We start from the raw sequence: 16,096 nt of genomic DNA on the forward strand, positions 1-16,096 counted from the left end.
GGCCCGCAGTTAGCTGAGTCGGGGTTCACGGCAATTTGGCGGTCGGGACCCGGTCGACGGGGCAGCTCATGCACCTCGGGCCGCCGCGGCCGCTGCCGAGTTCGGAGCCGCTGATGCGGACGACTTCGATGCCGGCGTCCTCGAGCCGGCTGTTCGTCTCGACGTTGCGCTCGTACGCGACGGCCAGCCGGGGAGCCACGCACAGGGTGTTGTTGCCGTCGTCCCACTGCTCCCGCTCGGCGGTCACCGGGTCGAGGCCGGTGTCGATGAGCCGCAGGGCATCGATGTTCATCGCCTTGGCCGCGGCCGCCAGGAACGGCGACGGGCCCGACACGACCTGCTCGTCGCCCTGCTGGGTCACCGTGTAGGCCATCAGGGTGTCGGCGACCTTCGGGTACATCACCATCGCGTCGACGTCGACCATGGTGCACACCGTGTCGAGGTGCATGGTGGCGCGCTCCTGGGCGATCGGGACGGCCAGCAGGGTGTGGGCGAAGCCCGCGGCGAAGATCCGCCGCGCCAGCCGCTCGGCGCCCGCGGGGGTGGTGCGTTCGCCGACGCCCACCGCGATCACGCCCGGGGCCAGCAGCAGGACGTCGCCGCCCTCCAGGTGTTCCAGGCTCGGGTCGTACAGCCGCGGCGTGCCGCGGAAGCGCGGGTGCCGCGTGTAGATCAGGTCGGTCAGGGTCGTCTCGCGGTGCCGCGCGGGCATCGCCAGCGAGGTCACCGCCACCTGGTCGCCGATCCACACCGACGAGTCGCGGGTGAACAGCAGGTTCGGCAGCGGGTCGATGACGAAGTCGTGGCTGTCCAGCAGCGTGTACACCAGGCCGTTTCCGCCACGAAGCTCCTCATGGGACAGACCGGCGATCAGGGTGGTGGCCAGGTGCTCGGCGTCCAGGTCCTCCAGATGCGACCGCACCGAGGCGCGCAGGGTGTCGCCCAGCCGCTGGTCCGCGAGCACCGATTCCACCGCGGCGGCGCGGGCGTCGGGCAGCTCCAGCGTCTGTCGCAACAGCTCGTGCACGTAGAGGACCTCGACGCCGTGGCCGCGCAGCGCGCCGGCGAACGCGTCGTGCTCGTCTTGCGCCTTGTCGACCCACGGGATACCGTCAAACAGCAATGAATCGTTGTTGCGCGGTGTCAGCCGCTTCAGCTCGGGGCCGGGACGGTGCAGCAACACCGTCCGCAGCCGACCCACCTCGCTACGCACCTGATGAGTGATCTCCATATCCGCCATGGCAACCGAGCCTAGCCACCGGATATCGGAGGAACACGAAAGGGCAGAACCCGGCCATGCCTCATATCGAACTGTCATTGACGCCGCACGACATCGACGCCACCCAGGCGGCCTGCCGCGACTGGACGGCGCCGGTGCGCGGCTCGGCCGACGCCTGCCTGCTGCTGGACGCCGAGGGGATCATGATCGCCACCTCGCCCGCCTGCCGGGCCCTGCTGGGCCTGCCCGACGGCGTGGACGGCCACGCGCGCACCCTGCTGGACGGCGTCATCCAGCTGGTGAACTTCTCCGCCAGCGGCGGCGCGCTGCCGCAGTGGGAGGCGGAGCGGATCCCGCCCCTGCAGGCGCTGCACACCGGCGCGCTGGCCCGCGGCCTGCTGCGGGTGTCGGCGGGCGGGATCGCCCGCACCCTCGACGCGGTCTCCACGCCGTTGCACGGCGGCGCCGAGGTGGCGGGCTCACTCACATTCTTCCGGCGCTGTTAGTCCTTGATCTGGTAGATCGGGGTCACCACGGCGCGCGCCAGGGTGTGGAACGCCAGGTTGAACCCGGCGTAGGCCGGCGGCTCGTCGCCGTCGGCGTCGATGGAGTCGATGTCCAGCGCGTGGACCGCGAAGATGTAGCGGTGCGCGAAGTCCCCGGGCGGCGGGGCGGCGCCGCCGTAACCCTCCTCGCCGAAGTCGTTGCGCAGCTGCTTGACGCCCTCGGGCAGGGCCGCGCCGCGGGCCAGGGAGGTGGTCGACACGGGGAGGTTGATCGCCACCCAGTGCCAGAAACCGCTGGTGGTGGGCGCGTCCGGGTCGAAGCAGGTCACCGTGAAGCTCTTGGTCTCCGGCGGGAAGCCGGACCACGACAGCTGGGGCGAGAGGTTGTCGCCCGCCAGCGTGAAGGTCGAGGCGAGCATCTCGCCGTCGCGCACGTCGTCGGAGACGACGGAGAACTCGCCGACCTTGGGCAGCAGGTCGTAGGGCCACGGTGCCCTGGGACGTTCCAGCATGATTCCTCCATTGTGAATAGTCGTCGCACTCTACGACGGCGGTTCGTCGCTTGTCACGCCGTTTTCGCGCGCCCAGGCCAAGAGCTCCGCCTCGGCCTCCTCGGGCGCCAGCGGGCCGCGGTCCAGGCGCAGCTCCTTGAGATGTTTCCACGCCTCGCCCACCAGTGGGCCCGCCGGGATTTTCAAGAGCCGCATGATGTCGTTGCCGTCGAGATCGGGACGCACCCGCGCCAGGTCCTCCTCGGCGGCGATCCGGTTGACGCGCTCCTCGAGGGCGTCGTAGTCGGCGGCCAGCCGGGCGGCCTTGCGCTTGTTGCGGGTGGTGACGTCGGAGCGCACCAGCTTGTTCAGCCGGGACAGGCTGGGACCGGCGTCGGTGACGTAGCGCCGCACGGCCGAGTCGGTCCACTCTCCGCGCCCGTACCCGTAGAAGCGCAGGTGGAGCGCGATCAGGTGCGAGATCTCGGCGATGTCCTCCTTCGGGAAACGCAACTCGCGCAGGCGCTTGCGGGCCATCCGGGCGCCCACCACCTCGTGGTGGTGGAAGGTGACGCGTCCGTCCGCGCCGACGCCCTTGGTGTCGGGCTTGCCGATGTCGTGCAGCAGCGCGGCGATCCGCAGCGTCACGTCCGGCCCGTCATCCTCATAGGACATGGCATTGCGGACGACGGTCAGCGTGTGCTCGTAGACGTCCTTGTGCTGGGCGTGTTCGTCGATCGCCATGCGCAGCGCCGGAAGCTCCGGCAGGCAGCGCTCGGCCAGGCCCGTCGACACCATGAGCCGCAGCCCGACGACGGGGTCGGCGCCGCCCATCAGCTTGACGAACTCGTCGCGGATCCGTTCGGCCGTAATGCGATCGAGGTCGCCGGCCATGTTGGTCATCGCGGTCCGGACCGGCGCGTCGACGTCGAAACCCAGCTGCGCGGCGAAACGCGCCGCCCGCATCATCCTGAGTGGATCGTCGGCGAAGGAGTCCTCGGGGGTGGCGGGCGTGCGGATCACCTGGCGGGCCAGATCGCCCAGTCCGTCGAACAGATCGCTGAATTCGTGGCCCGGCACCGACACCGCCATCGCGTTGATGGTGAAGTCCCGGCGCCGCAGGTCATCGGGCAGGTTGTCGCCGAAGGCCACCGACGGGTTGCGGCTCACCCGGTCGTAGCTGTCGGCCCGGAAGGTGGTCACCTCCACCCGCTGGCCCCGGAACATCGCGCCGATCGTGCCGAACTCGCGCCCGGTCGTCCACAAGGTATTCGTCTGCGCCCCAAGGATCTCCAGCGTGGTGTCCGGGTGGGCGCTGGTGGCGAAGTCCAGATCCTCGCTGGGGCGGCGCAGGATCGCGTCACGCACCGAACCGCCGACGAGATGCAGCTCATGGCCCCCGGCGGCGAAGAGCTCCCCCAGGGCGTCGGCCACCGCGGGGACGGTGATTTGATTTCCGATACGGTCTGACATCGATCGGAAAGCCTATCGGAAGGCCTCGGAGTGACGGACACGAAAGCGACCACGGGCAGCCTCGCCCGTCACTCGGCGGTCATGGCCGCCGGAACCATCGTCGCCCGGGTCACCGGCTTCGGCCGCAACGCGGTGATCGGCGCGGCCCTGGGCAGCGCGATCGGCAACGCGTACACCACCGCCCAGTACTTCCCCCAGATGGTCTACGAGCTGGTGATGGGCGGCGTGCTCACGAGCGTGCTGGTGCCGCTGATCGTGCGCGCCCGCAAGAACGACGCCGACGGCGGCGAGGCCTTCACCCACCGGCTGCTCACCCTGGCGGTGATCCTGCTGGCGGGCGCCACCGCGTGCGTCGTGGCCGCCGCGCCGCTGCTGGTGCGGCTGATGGGCGGCGCCGGCAACCGCGAGCTGATCACCGACCTGAGCTACCTGATGCTGCCCGCGCTGTTCTTCTATGGGCTGTCGGCGTTGCTGCAATCGGTGCTCAACACCCGCGACCACTTCGCCGCGCCGATGTGGGCCCCGATCGTCAACAACGTGGTCGTCATCGCCATGGGCGCCACGTTCTTCGTCATGTACACCTCCACCCTCGGCGCGGGCAAGCAGTTCACCAGCGCCGACATCACCACCCCCATGGTGCTGCTCTTGGGGCTGGGCACCACCTTCGGCCTGGTCGCGCAGTGCGCGGCGCTGTGGCCCGCGCTGCGCAGGGTCGACTTCAAGTGGAAGTGGCGCTTCGACTTCGGCCAGCTGCACCTGGGCGAGATCGGCCGGTTGGCCGGCTGGATCCTGTGTTACGTCGCGTTCAACCAGGTCGCCGTGGTGGTCGCGGTGAAGGTGGCCAACATCGCCGCCGGCGCGCACGGCGAGCACCCGGGCCCGTTGACCTACAACAACATCTACGCGGTGACGATGATGGCGCACGGCATCGTCGCGGTATCGGTGATCACGGCGCTGATGCCCCGGCTTTCGGCCGCCGCCAACGACAGGCGCTTCGGCGACCTGGCCTCGGGCCTGTCGTCCGGCATCCGCCTGTCCACCATGGTCCTGATGCCGATCACGGTGGTGTACGTGGCGCTGGGCGGGCCGCTGGCGGTGCTGATGTTCAACTACGGCAAGTACGACCTGTCGGCGGCCACCGCCACCGGCATCGGCGTCATGATCGGCGGGCTGGTGCTGATCCCGTTCTCGCTGAGCCAGTTGCAGACCTTCGCGTTCTACGCGCTCACCGACTCCAAGACCGTCGCGCTGCTCAACATCCCGGTGATCGTGGTGCGCGCCGGCGGGTTCCTGCTGGCGCTCTACCTGCTTCCGGCGCAGAACGTCGTCGCGGGGATCATGGTGGCCAACGGCGTGTCCTATGTGGTGTCGGTGGTGCTGTCGACGATCTTCCTGCGCCGCCGCATCGGCCTGCTGGGCATGCGGGCCATCGTCGCCACCTGGATCAAGCAGGCCCTCGCGGGCGCGGTGGCGCTGGCGGCGGCCTGGGGCGTCATGCGCTTCCTGCCGGGAGTGTCCGACGCCACCAAATGGGTGTTGCTGGCCGAACTCGCGGGTGTGGGCGCGCTCATTCTGGTCATCTACGTCGGCGCGGCCTACCTGCTGCGGGTCGGCGAGATCACCGAACTGACTCGCATGCTTCGCGCCAAACTGGGACGCTAATCTGAACCTGCGCGCTCGCACCCGAACCGGCATCCGGGGCGGTCCGCGCTCGGGTCCGCGGGAGCCCGGGCCGACGCGCAACAATGGCAGGCCCGCAGTGGCACGCGACCAAAGGCGAACCCGTTTTGGAGGACCACGTGAGCGAGGTAGTGACTCCCATGGTGGGGGATCTGCTCGCCGACCGTTACAGCCTCGCCGCGCACGTCAATGACGACTCCACCGGACGACAGGTGTGGCGCGGCATGGACGTGTTGCTCAATCGGCCGGTGACGGTGGTGTTGCGCACTCCCGGTGGCGAAGAGGCGCAAGAGATGCTGGCCGCCGCGGTGGCCGCCAGCCGCGTCAATCACCCCAACATCGTGGGCGTGTACGACGCCGTCGACCAGGGCGACTGCGCCTACATCGTGCGCGAATGGGTGGAGGGGCAGTCGCTGCGCGACTCGATCGCCGCGGCCCCGCTGCCGCCCGAGGCCGCCATCAACATCGTTCAATGCGTCGCCGAGGCGATCGCCGCCGTGCACGCCACCGGCGTCGCCCACGGCAACGTCCACCCCGGCACCGTCCTGCTGTCCACCGACGACCGGGTGGTGCTGGCCGACCCGCGCGCCGACGCCGGGGCCACCCAGGTGGGCGACGTCCGGTCGATCGCCGCGACCCTGTACTGCGCGATGACCGGGGGCTGGCCGCGCACCGTGCCGGGCCCCGCGTCGCTGCCGGACGCCCCCACCGACGATCAGGGAATGCCCCTGTCGCTCAAGGAGATCCGCCCCGAGGTCCCCGCGCGGGTCGACCGGCTGGTCACCCGGCTGCTGTCGGCGGCCGAGGCCCCGCCCACCGCGGCCGAGCTCGCCGACGAGCTGGCCCACCTGTCGGTCGGGCCCGACACCAGCGCGCTGGCGCTGGTGGTTCCCGACGAGGAGGCGCCGCAGGCGCTGCCGCCGCGCATCGCGGGCAAGCGCCTGGCCTACGGCGCCGCCGCCCTGGTGGGCCTGGCGCTCATCGGGTTGATCGCGACGCTGATCCTGATCCCCTCCACCGGCGGGACGGACGCCAACGGCGGCACCGACGGCGGAAAGTCCTCTCAGGACAGTGGCAACAGCGGCGCGCCGCAACAGATCGACTTCAAGACCGCCGACGTCCAGGCCATCGACCCCACCCACAGCGACGCCGACGTCATCAAGGGCGTCGGCAACGTGGTGGACGGCGACTCCAGCTCGGCCTGGCAGACCCAGGCCTACAACAGCGCCAAATGGGGCAACCTGGCCAAGGGCTTCGGGCTGCTGCTGGACATGGGCTCGGAGAAGCGCATCGCCACGGTCACCATCGACATGGCCACCACCGGCAACACCGTCGGCCTGTACGCCGGCAAGGGCGACACCGCCTCCGACGGCGACGTCGGCAAGCTGGACGTGATCGCCAAGGACCAGGTCAACAACGACAACAACCTGAAGTTCACCGCGGTCACCGACGCACCGAAGACCCGCTACCTGCTGATCTGGTGCTCCGCGGCGGGCCCCGACCCCAAGGGCGGCGGCCAGTTCCAGTGGGTCGTCAACGACATCCAGGTTCACGCCAGTTAGGCGCCGTGGACATGCCGGACTCGAGCGGCGTCGCCGACGCCGAACTGCTGCGTCGCCACGCCACCGGTGGCGACCGCGACGCGTTCGGTGAGCTGTTCCGTCGGCATCGGGACCGGCTGTGGGCGGTGGCGCTGCGCACCCTCTCCGATCCCGAGGAGGCCGCGGACGCCCTGCAGGACGCCATGATCAACGCCTACCGGGCCGCCGCGCGGTTCCGCGGCGACTCGGCCGTGACCACCTGGCTGCACCGCATCGTGGTCAACGCCTGTCTGGACCGCGTGCGCCGCCGCAACGCCCGGCCGTCGGTGCCGATGTCCGACCAGCTGCCCGAGACGGCGATGACCGGGGCGGACGTCGCCGACCGCGCCAACGTGCTGGCGGTGCGCCAGGCGCTGCGCGAGCTGTCCTTCGAGCACCGCACCGTCGTGGTGTACATCGACATGCTGGGCTACCCGGTCGCCGAGGTGGCGGGGATCCTGGGGGTGCCGCCGGGGACGGTGAAGAGCCGCGCGTCGAGAGCCCGCTCACAATTGGCGACAATGCTGGCCGATCAGGGGAACCAGAACGGTAGCGAAGACGTCGCATCTACGTCCGCACCGCGCGCCACCCGCCCGATCGCCCCTGATCCGACACACGGAAAGGAGGAGAGGTCGTGACCACCCCGCCCACCGATGATGTGCTTCGCGCGAGCCTGCGTGCCGCGTCCGACGATTTCGGTGACCTGCCGCCGTCGGTGATCGACCGACTCGACCGCGCGCTGGCGGAGGCCCCCGACCTGTCCGCCCCGCCCGATCTCACGCCACCGGTGTCCCCGCGGCAGCGGGCGCCCTGGTGGCGCCGTCGCGCGGCCATGGTGACCGCCGTGCTCGCGCTGATCTGCGCCCTGGGCGTGGGCGGCGCGCTGATGACCCAGCCGTGGCAACACCAGACCTCCCCGGGCGACGCGGCCGACGCCAACGCCGCCAACGGGCGCAACAAGACCGGCCAGGACAAGGCCGAGTCGAAGTCCGGCTACACCGACCCGTCCGAGGAACCGCAGGGCGCCGACAAGGCCATGCCGCACTACGACGTCACCTACACCGGCCACGACTACAAGGACGACACGTCGCTGGAGGACGCCCGCGGCCTGAGGGAAACCGGCGACAAGTCCCAGATCAGCACCAAGCTGTCGCGGCTGATGGACGACCGTTCGGCCCGCGACGCCTGCCTGGCCAACCTGGTGAACGCCTTCGAGGGCAAGCCCTCGGCGGTGGACTTCGGTTCCTACGGCGAATCTCCCGCCATGGTCGCGGTCCTGGACATGGCGGCCGACGCCGGCGCCATCGTCGCCGTGGGACCCGGTTGCGACAGCGGCCACCTGGACATCCTGGGCGCCACCAGCTTCTAGCCGCGTCAGCGTGGCGGGGGCCTCACCGGGGAATGCCGCGTCCGTACCATGACGTTGACGCAGGCGACAATTGTGCCCTTCAAGAGGAGCATTCAGGTGAGCGAAGTTCGTGACGTGATCATCATCGGATCCGGCCCCGCCGGGTACACCGCGGCGCTCTACACGGCGCGCGCGGACCTGAAACCGCTGGTGATCGAGGGCGCCGAATCCGGCGGCGCGCTCATGACCACGACCGAGGTGGAGAACTTTCCCGGCTTCGCCGACGGCGTGATGGGCCCGGATCTGATGGACACCATGCGCAAGCAGGCGGAGAACTTCGGAGCCGAGCTGCTGACCGACGACGTCACCCGCGTGGAGCTGTCCGGAGACATCAAGTCGGTGTGGGTGGGGAACACCGAATACCGGTCGCGCGCGGTCATCCTGGCCACCGGTTCGGCGTGGCGCCCGCTGGGCGTGCCCGGCGAGCAGCGGCTCCTGGGCCACGGCGTGTCGTCCTGCGCCACCTGCGACGGCTTCTTCTTCAAGGGCCAGCACATCGCCGTGATCGGCGGCGGCGACTCGGCGATGGAGGAGGCGACCTTCCTGACCAAGTTCGCCGAGTCGGTGACGATCGTGCACCGGCGGGATTCCTTCCGTGCCAGCAAGATCATGGCCGAGCGCGCGCTGGCCAACCCGAAGATCACGGTCGCGTGGAACACCGTGGTCGACGAGGTGCTCGGCGAGAGCAAGGTCTCGGCCCTGACGCTGCGCGACACCGAGACCGGCGCCACCCGCCGGCTGGACGTCACCGGCATGTTCGTGGCGATCGGGCACGACCCGCGCAGCGAACTGTTCGCCGGCCAGGTCGACACCGACGCCGAGGGCTACGTCAAGACCGACGCCCCGGGTACGCGCACCAACCTGCCGGGGGTCTTCGCCGCCGGCGACCTGGTGGACCACACCTACCGGCAGGCCATCACGGCCGCCGGAACCGGCTGTGCCGCAGCGCTTGACGCCGAACGCTATGTCGCCGCCATCGAATCCGAATAAGAACAACTAGCTGAAGGACAGAACATGGGAGCCATGAAAGCGGTAACCGACGCCACCTTTGAAAACGACGTGCTGAAGGCCGATGCCCCGGTGCTGGTCGACTTCTGGGCCGAGTGGTGCGGGCCGTGCCGCAAGGTGACCCCGGTGCTCGAGGAGCTCGCCGGCGAGATGGCCGACACGGTGCGGATGGTCAAGGTCGACACCGACGCCAACCCGCAGACCATGCGCACCTACCAGGTGATGAGCGTGCCCACCCTGATGCTGTTCAAGAACGGCGAGCCGGTCGGCAGCATCATCGGCGCCAAGCCGAAGAGCGCCATCAAGGAGCTCATCGAGAAGGCCGCGTAACGCGCGTCGGACGTGACAATGGCGAGGCCCTCAGGGCCCCGCCATTTTTCACGCTCGCTGCACTATCGTCACCGACGCCAGCCACCGCTCCACCTCGGCGTCGATGGTCCCCGCGCCCTCGCCCCAGCCCGGCAGATGCCGCAGCTCCATGCGCAGACGCGGATAGTGCGGGTGGGCCCGCACCGTCTTGAATCCCAGGGACCGGAAGAAGTCCGCCGGCGCCACGCAGGCGCCCGGCTCTCCGCGCGCGTCGCCGAAGACCTCCAGCGCCCGCACCCCCCGCTTCGACAGGTCGTGGGCGGCGGCCTGCACCAGCAGCCGCCCCAGCCCGGTGGAGGCGAAGGCGGGCACCACGTGGGCGGTCATCAGGACCGCCGCGTCCGCCGACGCCGGCCCCGACGGAAACTCCGAGGCCCGCGGCACGTGTTGGGGCGCGGCGTAGGTGACGAAGCCCGCGGGCATGTCGTCCACGTAGGCGACGCGTCCGCAGCTCCCCCATTCCAGCAGGGTCTTCGAGACCCAGGCTTCCTTGTCGAGCCCGGGGTCGCCGGCGCACGAGCGCCCCGGCGAACGCGGCTGGCTCGTCGAACAATCCGGTGACAGCTCCCAGAACACGCAACTCCTGCACGAACGCGGCAGGTCATCCAGCGTGTCGAGCGTCAAATTCCCCATTCGTCGCGACACCCGCAACATCTTAATGCTCAGTAAGCGTCCCAATACCCAAAATCCGCCTTTTGATGACCGATTTGCCGGAGTAGTCTGGCGGCACTTTCGTGCTTTGCCGCACCAACGATCAGGGATCAAGGAGGTCACATGTCCCACACGACGCTCGACGACTACCAGGATCGTTACGCGGCAAGGATTCACGGCATGGCGGCCTCGGAGATCCGGGCACTGTTCGCGGTGGCCAGCCGCCCCGAGGTGGTGTCGCTGGCGGGCGGGAACCCTTACACCGCCGCGCTTCCCATGGACGAGCTGGGCGACATGTTCACCCGGCTGCTGGCCGAGGACGGCGCCAGGGCGCTGCTGTACTGCCCGGGCCAGGGGGACGCGGCGCTGCGCGAGCAGATCTGCGGCGTGATGGCCGACGTCGGCATCGACGCCTCCGCGGGCGCCTCGCCCGACGACGTCGTGGTCACCGTCGGCGCCCAGCAGGGCCTCGACCTGCTGGCGCGGGTGTTCCTGGACCCCGGCGACATCGTGCTGGCCGAGGGACCGACCTATGTGGGCGCCCTCGGGGTGTTCCAGGCCGCCCAGGCGCGGGTGCGTCACGTGGCCATGGACGACGAGGGGCTGATCCCGCGGGCGCTGGAGCAGGCGATTGCCGAATGCCCGGCGCCGCCGAAGTTCCTGTACACGGTGCCCACCTACCAGAACCCGACCGGCGTGACGCTGTCCGGCGAGCGCCGGGTCGAGGTGCTGGAGATCTGCGAGCGGCACGGGCTCCTGGTGGTGGAGGACGACCCGTACGGAATGTTGAGTTTCGACGGACACCGGCCGCGACCCTTGCGCGCCATGCGCAGCGAGGGCGTGTTCTATGTGGGCACGTTCTCCAAGATCTTCGCCGCGGGGCTGCGGGTCGGCTGGGTGCTGGCCCCGCCGGCGGTGCGCGACAAGCTGGTGCTGGCCTCCGAGGCCGCGGTGCTGTGCCCCTCGGCCCTGACCCAGGCCGCCGCCACCCGGTATCTCACCACCATGGCGTGGCGGGAACAGGTGAAGGCGTTCAGCGCCCTGTATTGCGAGCGCCGCGACGCGATGCTGTCCGCCATGGACGATTACCTGCCGTCGGCCATGACCTGGACCCGCCCGGGGGGCGGCCTGTTCGTGTGGGCCGACCTGCCCGAGGGCCTGGACTCCAAGGCGATGCTGCCGAAGGCGCTGGCCAAGCGGGTGGCGTACGTGCCGGGCACCGGCTTCTACGCCGACGGCACCGGCCGGGGCCAGATGCGGCTCAACTTCTCCTTCCCCACGGCCGAGCGGATTCGCGAGGGCGTGCGGCGGCTGGCCGGGGTGATCGAGTCGGCCGGCGAACTGCGGGATACCTTCGCACCGTGAATGACGCGAAGCGACTCGCCGACGCGCGCGTGGTGGTGCTGGCCGGTGGCCTGTCCTTCGAGCGCGAGGTGTCGCTGCGGTCGGGGCGCCGGATCGCCGACGCCCTGAGCCGGGTCGGCGTCCACACCGAACTGCGCGACGTGGACTCCGCGCTGCTGCCGGATCTGGTGGCCGACCCGCCCGACGCGGTGGTGTTCGCCCTGCACGGCGCCATCGGCGAGGACGGCGCGCTGCGCTCGGTGCTGGATCTCATCGAGGTGCCCTACGTCGGCCCGGACGCCGACGCGGCCCGCCGCACCTGGGACAAGCCCACCGCCAAGGCGCTGCTGCGCGACGCCGGTCTGTCCACACCCGACTGGATCGCGCTGCCGCGCGACACGTTCTCCGACCTGGGTGCCGCACGGCTGCTGGAGCGCATCGTCGACAAGCTCGGGGTGCCGCTGGCGGTGAAGCCGGCGCGCGGCGGCTCCGGCCTGGGGGTGGCGGTGATCGATGACGCCGCCGAGCTTCCGGCGGCCATGATCGGCTGCTTCGCCTACGACGACGTGGCCCTGATCGAGGCGTTCGCGCCCGGCGCCGACGTCGCGGTGGGGGTGGTGGACTGCGGCGACGGCCCGGTGGCGCTGCCCGCCGTCGAGGTCACCCCGGTCAGCGGCCGCTACGACTACGCCGCCCGCTACAACCCGGGCGCCTCCACCTGGCACGTCCCGGCCCGGCTGTCGCCGGGATCCGCGGCGGCGGTGGAGTCGGCGGCGGTGGCGGCGTATCGCGCGCTCGGCCTGCGCGACATGTCCAGAATCGACTTGATGGTGCCCGCCGAGGGCGAGCCGTCGGTGCTGGGTGCCAAGGTGGTGCCCGGCATGACCGAGACGTCGCTGGTGCCGATGGCGGCCGAGGCCGCCGACCACCAGGTCGGGGATCTGTTGGCCGACCTGGTGAACGCGGCGCTGCGTCGGTCTAGTTCGGGCTGAGCCCGTACGGCGCCAGGAAGGCGAAGGGCTCGAGGTTGCGCAACAGCCAAAACGCCAGCAGCCCATAGAAAAGCGTCCAGATGACCCAGGGCTTCACCATGCGTTTTCGTATCGAGCGGCCCAGGACCCGCTCGGTGGCCCAACGGAAGTAGTAGAACAGCGCGATGGGGATCATGACGCACACGGTGAGGATGTTGAGCCGCAACGCGGTCACGATGTCCAGATGGACGAGGGCGTGGATCGCCCGCAGGCTCCCACAACCCGGGCAGTAGTACCCGGTGAACATGAGGAACGGGCAGGTCGGGTAGTGGCCGTGCTCGTTGGGGTCCTTGATGCCGACGTAGGTCGCGATTCCGACGATGAGTAGCAGAACACCCGCCGGCTCCAACAGCGGAAACCGTTGGCGCAGGCGGGTGGTTGCTACCGTGATCGCGGTCATTGCCTAGTAGGACGGCGTCTGGGAGACGGCGTAGGCGAAGAACGAGAAGTAGACGACCCAGGAGATCACCTGTCCGGCGACGCCGACGATGAAGGCGACGGTCATCCACTTCTTGGCGGCCTCGGAGGCCTCCTGCGCGCCGTTGTAGTCGCCGGCGGCCCAGGCCGCGTTGACCTTGTTGGCGTTGATGATGGCCGGGATCGCGAACGGCCAGCAGCAGAAGATCGCGACGATGGACGCCGCCAGGTAGTTTGAGGGCGGTTGTCCGCCGGGTTGTTGCCCGTAACCCGGCTGTTGTCCGTAGCCCGGCTGCTGGTAAGCCATGTGTGTGCCTTCCTGGGAGTGGACCAATCGGTCCACAAGGTTTATTGGTCGCTGGTAGAACCCGTATATGAGGCCGTGCGCCAAGGTACAACAATTGGCACATCGCTGCCGCAAGCGACCCCGCGTTTAAGGGAACCGTGCCCAGGCCGTGATCTTTCCGCAATGTAACCGTAAACCGTGCCGCCAAAAGGACCGGGCCACAGGTCCCGACCTTTCGGGCGCGGACAATATGGACGCGGGCGCTTTGTGTCCGGACGGTCGAGCACACGCCGCGTCGGCGTCGGCGATACTGTAGGTCGGTCACGTAACCCGCCACACCAGGACGGCAGCGACTCCATGACTTACCCACCTCAGCCGGGTGGCTACGGACAACAACCCGACCCGTACGGCCAGCAGCCCGTCACGGGCGTGCCGTCCTCGCCCGGTCCCTACGGGCAACCGGTCACGGGCCCGCCCACCTCCCCCGGCTACGGGCAGCCCGCGTACGGGCAGCCCGCCTACTCGCCTCCGCCGTTCGCCGGCCCGCCGCCCGCGCAGGACCCGGGCCCGCGCCCCGGCGCGGTCACCGCCGCCGGGATGCTCATGGTCGGCACCACGGTGCTGTTCGTGCTGCTGGCGGGCATCGGGTTGTTCGCGGGTCTGAAGAGCATCAGCGAGGACGAGAAGACCTGCTCCGGCGACTACTACAACTCCTGCGACGACGTGACCGCCGGAAAGGTCACGCTCATCATCATGGCGGCGGTGTTCATCCTGGCCGCCATGGGAATCATCGCCCTGGCCCTGGGGGTGCTGCGCGGCCGCAACGGCGCGCGGATCACCGCCTACGTGGTCTACGGGCTGTTCGGCGTGTACGCGCTGTGCGGGCTGGGCGGTTCGCTCCTGGTGCTGATCGGCTCCTCGAGCGCCTCCAGCAGCAGCGACGCCTCGACGATGGGCATGGGCGGCGGGATCGCGCTGATCGCCATGCTGGTGCTGTTGATCATCCTGGGCTCCACCATCGTGTTGCTGTCCCTCAAGCCGGTCAACACCTGGTTCCGCGAGACCCAGCGGGCCCGCGCCGCCGGCATCATCTGAGCAACCCAGTACCGTACGGGCATGTCCCCAGACGAGCCCACCGTCGACGAGCCCCGGCAGCGGCCCACTACGGTCTCCGTCGCCGGTTATTGCCTGTACGCCATCGTGATCGTCGCGGTCATCAGCGCGATCGTGTCCATTGTGTTTGTCGACATCCCGCTGGGTTCGGCGATCCGCCACGCCCTGTCCGACCCCAAGCTGGTGCCGTCGGACCAGCGGCGCGTGGCGATCGTGTTCACCATGATCGCCCTGGTCGGCCAGGTGGTCGTGAGCCTGATCTGCCCGGTCGCCGTGGGGATCATGGCCCCGCTCAACTTGAAGGGCAGGAACGGCGCCCGGATCACCACCTGGGTGTTCGCCGGTCTCGGCCTGTTGTGCAGCGTCTGCGGCCTGGTGGCGCTGCCGATGAACCTGAGCCCCAACTCGGCCGGCTACAACGCCGACAAGCAGTCCGACGCCCTGAACCGGGCGCTGACCCACGCCGCCGAGTCGGTGCACATTCCCGGCTGGGTGACCGCCGTGGGCGTCGTCGAGGTGATCGCGCTGTTCGTGCTTTACCTGCTGGCCATCATCTTCCTGGCGGTGCCCGCCTCCAACGACTATTTCCGCAAGCGCCCGCCGAAGATCGCGATCATCGCCCCGGTCGACGGCCCGAAACCGCCGAAGGCCTGACGGCGCCCGCGCGAAAGGACCCACATGAATACGGCATTGATCACCGGGGCCACCTCGGGAATCGGCGCCGCCTTCGCCCGGCTGTTGGCCTCCACCGGCCACAACCTGGTGCTGGTGGCCCGCGACGCCAAGCGGCTGGAGGCCACCGCGTCCCAGCTGTCCGCCGACAACGGCGTCGACGTCGCTGCGGTCTCGGCGGACCTCATCACGGCCGAGGGCTGCGAGGAGGTGGCGGGGCACGCGCGCGAGTGCGATCTGCTGATCAACAACGCGGGTCTGGCCCTGGGCAAGGGCTTCGCGTACACCTCCATTGAGGAGGAAGAGCGGCTGCTCGACCTCAACGTGCGCGCGGTGCTGCGGCTCACCCACGCCGCGCTGCCGGCGATGCGCCAGCGGGGACAGGGCGGCATCGTCAACGTGTCCTCGGTGGCGGGCTTCGGCCCGACCATGCCGGGCTCCACCTACAACGCCTCCAAGGCGTGGGTGACGAACTTCAGCCAGTCTCTGGCGCCGCTGGCCCGCCGCGAGGGGGTGTCGGTGATGGCGCTGTGCCCCGGCTTCGTGCGTACCGAGTTTCACGATCGCGCGAGCATCGATGTCTCGGACATACCTAAGTGGATGATGTTGGACGCCGACTTCGTCGCCGAGACCGCCATGCGGGACCTGTTGCGTGGCAAGATGGTGAGCGTCCCGTCCCTCACGTACAAGCTGCTGGTGTCGGGTATCCGACACTTGCCGACGGGCCTGGTGCAGAGAATCACCCTTCGCATGGAGTCGGTGTCCCGGAGGGGACGAAACCGCTGATCAGCAATAATATTTGCCATCCTCGATATAATGTGTCCGAGCGCACACACGCGTGACCATCA

General features: G+C 69.5%; 18 protein-coding genes. 12 read left to right on the forward strand and 6 right to left on the reverse strand.

The annotated features are described in order from the left end of the window. Positions 1-25: 25 nt before the first annotated feature. The gene (locus tag VE172_RS04245; RefSeq protein ID WP_349258251.1) at positions 26-1,225 is read right to left on the reverse strand and encodes an arginine deiminase; all 1,200 of its coding nucleotides are present in this window, start codon (positions 1,223-1,225) and stop codon (positions 26-28) included. 71 nt (positions 1,226-1,296) lie between these two features. Between VE172_RS04245 and VE172_RS04250 the strand changes: the two genes are divergently transcribed. Then, entirely contained in the window at positions 1,297-1,725 is a 429-nt protein-coding gene (locus tag VE172_RS04250) for a hypothetical protein (protein WP_324797644.1), read from the forward strand. Here VE172_RS04250 and VE172_RS04255 read toward each other — a convergent pair. Continuing rightward, positions 1,722-2,240 carry a YbhB/YbcL family Raf kinase inhibitor-like protein gene (locus VE172_RS04255; RefSeq protein WP_349258252.1) on the reverse strand — a complete coding sequence of 173 codons (519 nt, stop codon included), beginning with the start codon at positions 2,238-2,240 and terminating at the stop codon, positions 1,722-1,724. The genes VE172_RS04250 and VE172_RS04255 overlap by 4 nt on opposite strands. Before the next feature lie 27 nt (positions 2,241-2,267). After that, positions 2,268-3,689 (reverse strand): CCA tRNA nucleotidyltransferase, encoded by a 1,422-nt coding sequence (locus tag VE172_RS04260; RefSeq protein ID WP_324797650.1) that lies wholly within the window; start codon positions 3,687-3,689, stop codon positions 2,268-2,270. Positions 3,690-3,719: 30 nt separating this feature from the next. On the opposite strand from VE172_RS04260, the gene murJ reads away from it, so the two are divergent. From murJ to trxA, 6 genes are all read left to right on the forward strand, one after another. Next, entirely contained in the window at positions 3,720-5,351 is a 1,632-nt protein-coding gene (murJ, locus tag VE172_RS04265; RefSeq protein ID WP_324797653.1) for a murein biosynthesis integral membrane protein MurJ, read from the forward strand. Positions 5,352-5,488: 137 nt separating this feature from the next. After that, on the forward strand, positions 5,489-6,931 hold the full coding sequence (locus tag VE172_RS04270; RefSeq protein WP_324797656.1) for a protein kinase family protein: 1,443 nt from the start codon (positions 5,489-5,491) through the stop codon (positions 6,929-6,931). An 11-nt stretch (positions 6,932-6,942) separates the two neighbouring features. Beyond that, positions 6,943-7,587, forward strand: a complete 645-nt coding sequence (sigM, locus tag VE172_RS04275; protein WP_324797658.1) for an RNA polymerase sigma factor SigM — start codon at positions 6,943-6,945, stop codon at positions 7,585-7,587. Beyond that, the gene (locus VE172_RS04280) at positions 7,584-8,318 is read left to right on the forward strand and encodes a hypothetical protein (RefSeq protein WP_324797660.1); all 735 of its coding nucleotides are present in this window, start codon (positions 7,584-7,586) and stop codon (positions 8,316-8,318) included. The genes sigM and VE172_RS04280 overlap by 4 nt, the downstream gene beginning before the upstream one ends. 96 nt (positions 8,319-8,414) lie before the next feature. Beyond that, positions 8,415-9,347 (forward strand): thioredoxin-disulfide reductase, encoded by a 933-nt coding sequence (gene trxB / locus VE172_RS04285; protein WP_324797663.1) that lies wholly within the window; start codon positions 8,415-8,417, stop codon positions 9,345-9,347. Positions 9,348-9,371: 24 nt separating this feature from the next. Beyond that, positions 9,372-9,695 carry a thioredoxin gene (gene trxA / locus VE172_RS04290; RefSeq protein ID WP_349258247.1) on the forward strand — a complete coding sequence of 108 codons (324 nt, stop codon included), beginning with the start codon at positions 9,372-9,374 and terminating at the stop codon, positions 9,693-9,695. Positions 9,696-9,743: 48 nt separating this feature from the next. Here trxA and VE172_RS04295 read toward each other — a convergent pair whose 3' ends face one another. Then, a complete protein-coding gene (locus tag VE172_RS04295; protein ID WP_349258248.1) occupies positions 9,744-10,379 on the reverse strand; it encodes a GNAT family N-acetyltransferase in 636 nt (211 codons plus the stop codon). Positions 10,380-10,508: 129 nt separating this feature from the next. Between VE172_RS04295 and VE172_RS04300 the strand changes: the two genes are divergently transcribed. Together VE172_RS04300 and VE172_RS04305 are read left to right on the forward strand one after the other, a co-directional pair. Next, positions 10,509-11,750: an aminotransferase-like domain-containing protein gene (locus VE172_RS04300; protein WP_324797672.1), complete on the forward strand. Its 1,242-nt coding sequence runs from the start codon at positions 10,509-10,511 to the stop codon at positions 11,748-11,750. After that, a complete protein-coding gene (locus VE172_RS04305; RefSeq protein WP_324797674.1) occupies positions 11,747-12,721 on the forward strand; it encodes a D-alanine--D-alanine ligase family protein in 975 nt (324 codons plus the stop codon). Before VE172_RS04300 ends, VE172_RS04305 begins: the two co-directional genes overlap by 4 nt. Here VE172_RS04305 and VE172_RS04310 read toward each other — a convergent pair. Together VE172_RS04310 and VE172_RS04315 are read right to left on the reverse strand one after the other, a co-directional pair. Beyond that, positions 12,708-13,160: a DUF2752 domain-containing protein gene (locus tag VE172_RS04310; protein WP_324797677.1), complete on the reverse strand. Its 453-nt coding sequence runs from the start codon at positions 13,158-13,160 to the stop codon at positions 12,708-12,710. The two genes, VE172_RS04305 and VE172_RS04310, sit on opposite strands and share 14 nt — an antisense overlap. A 3-nt stretch (positions 13,161-13,163) precedes the next feature. After that, positions 13,164-13,484 carry a CD225/dispanin family protein gene (locus VE172_RS04315; RefSeq protein WP_324797680.1) on the reverse strand — a complete coding sequence of 107 codons (321 nt, stop codon included), beginning with the start codon at positions 13,482-13,484 and terminating at the stop codon, positions 13,164-13,166. Positions 13,485-13,820: 336 nt separating this feature from the next. Here VE172_RS04315 and VE172_RS04320 point away from each other — a divergent pair, with 336 nt between their 5' ends. Genes VE172_RS04320 through VE172_RS04330 form a run of 3 tightly spaced genes read left to right on the forward strand, consistent with a single transcriptional unit; the run spans position 13,821 to position 16,034 of the window. Next, positions 13,821-14,558, forward strand: coding sequence for a hypothetical protein (locus tag VE172_RS04320; RefSeq protein ID WP_324797684.1), 738 nt, complete (start codon positions 13,821-13,823; stop codon positions 14,556-14,558). A gap of 21 nt (positions 14,559-14,579) precedes the next feature. Further along, positions 14,580-15,230 (forward strand): hypothetical protein, encoded by a 651-nt coding sequence (locus tag VE172_RS04325; RefSeq protein ID WP_324797686.1) that lies wholly within the window; start codon positions 14,580-14,582, stop codon positions 15,228-15,230. 24 nt (positions 15,231-15,254) lie between these two features. Further along, positions 15,255-16,034 carry an SDR family NAD(P)-dependent oxidoreductase gene (locus VE172_RS04330; RefSeq protein ID WP_324797688.1) on the forward strand — a complete coding sequence of 260 codons (780 nt, stop codon included), beginning with the start codon at positions 15,255-15,257 and terminating at the stop codon, positions 16,032-16,034. The last annotated feature ends 62 nt before the right edge of the window (positions 16,035-16,096 follow it).

Origin of the sequence: Stackebrandtia sp., from assembly GCF_035643755.1 — a bacterium.
Classification (GTDB): domain Bacteria; phylum Actinomycetota; class Actinomycetes; order Mycobacteriales; family Micromonosporaceae; genus Stackebrandtia.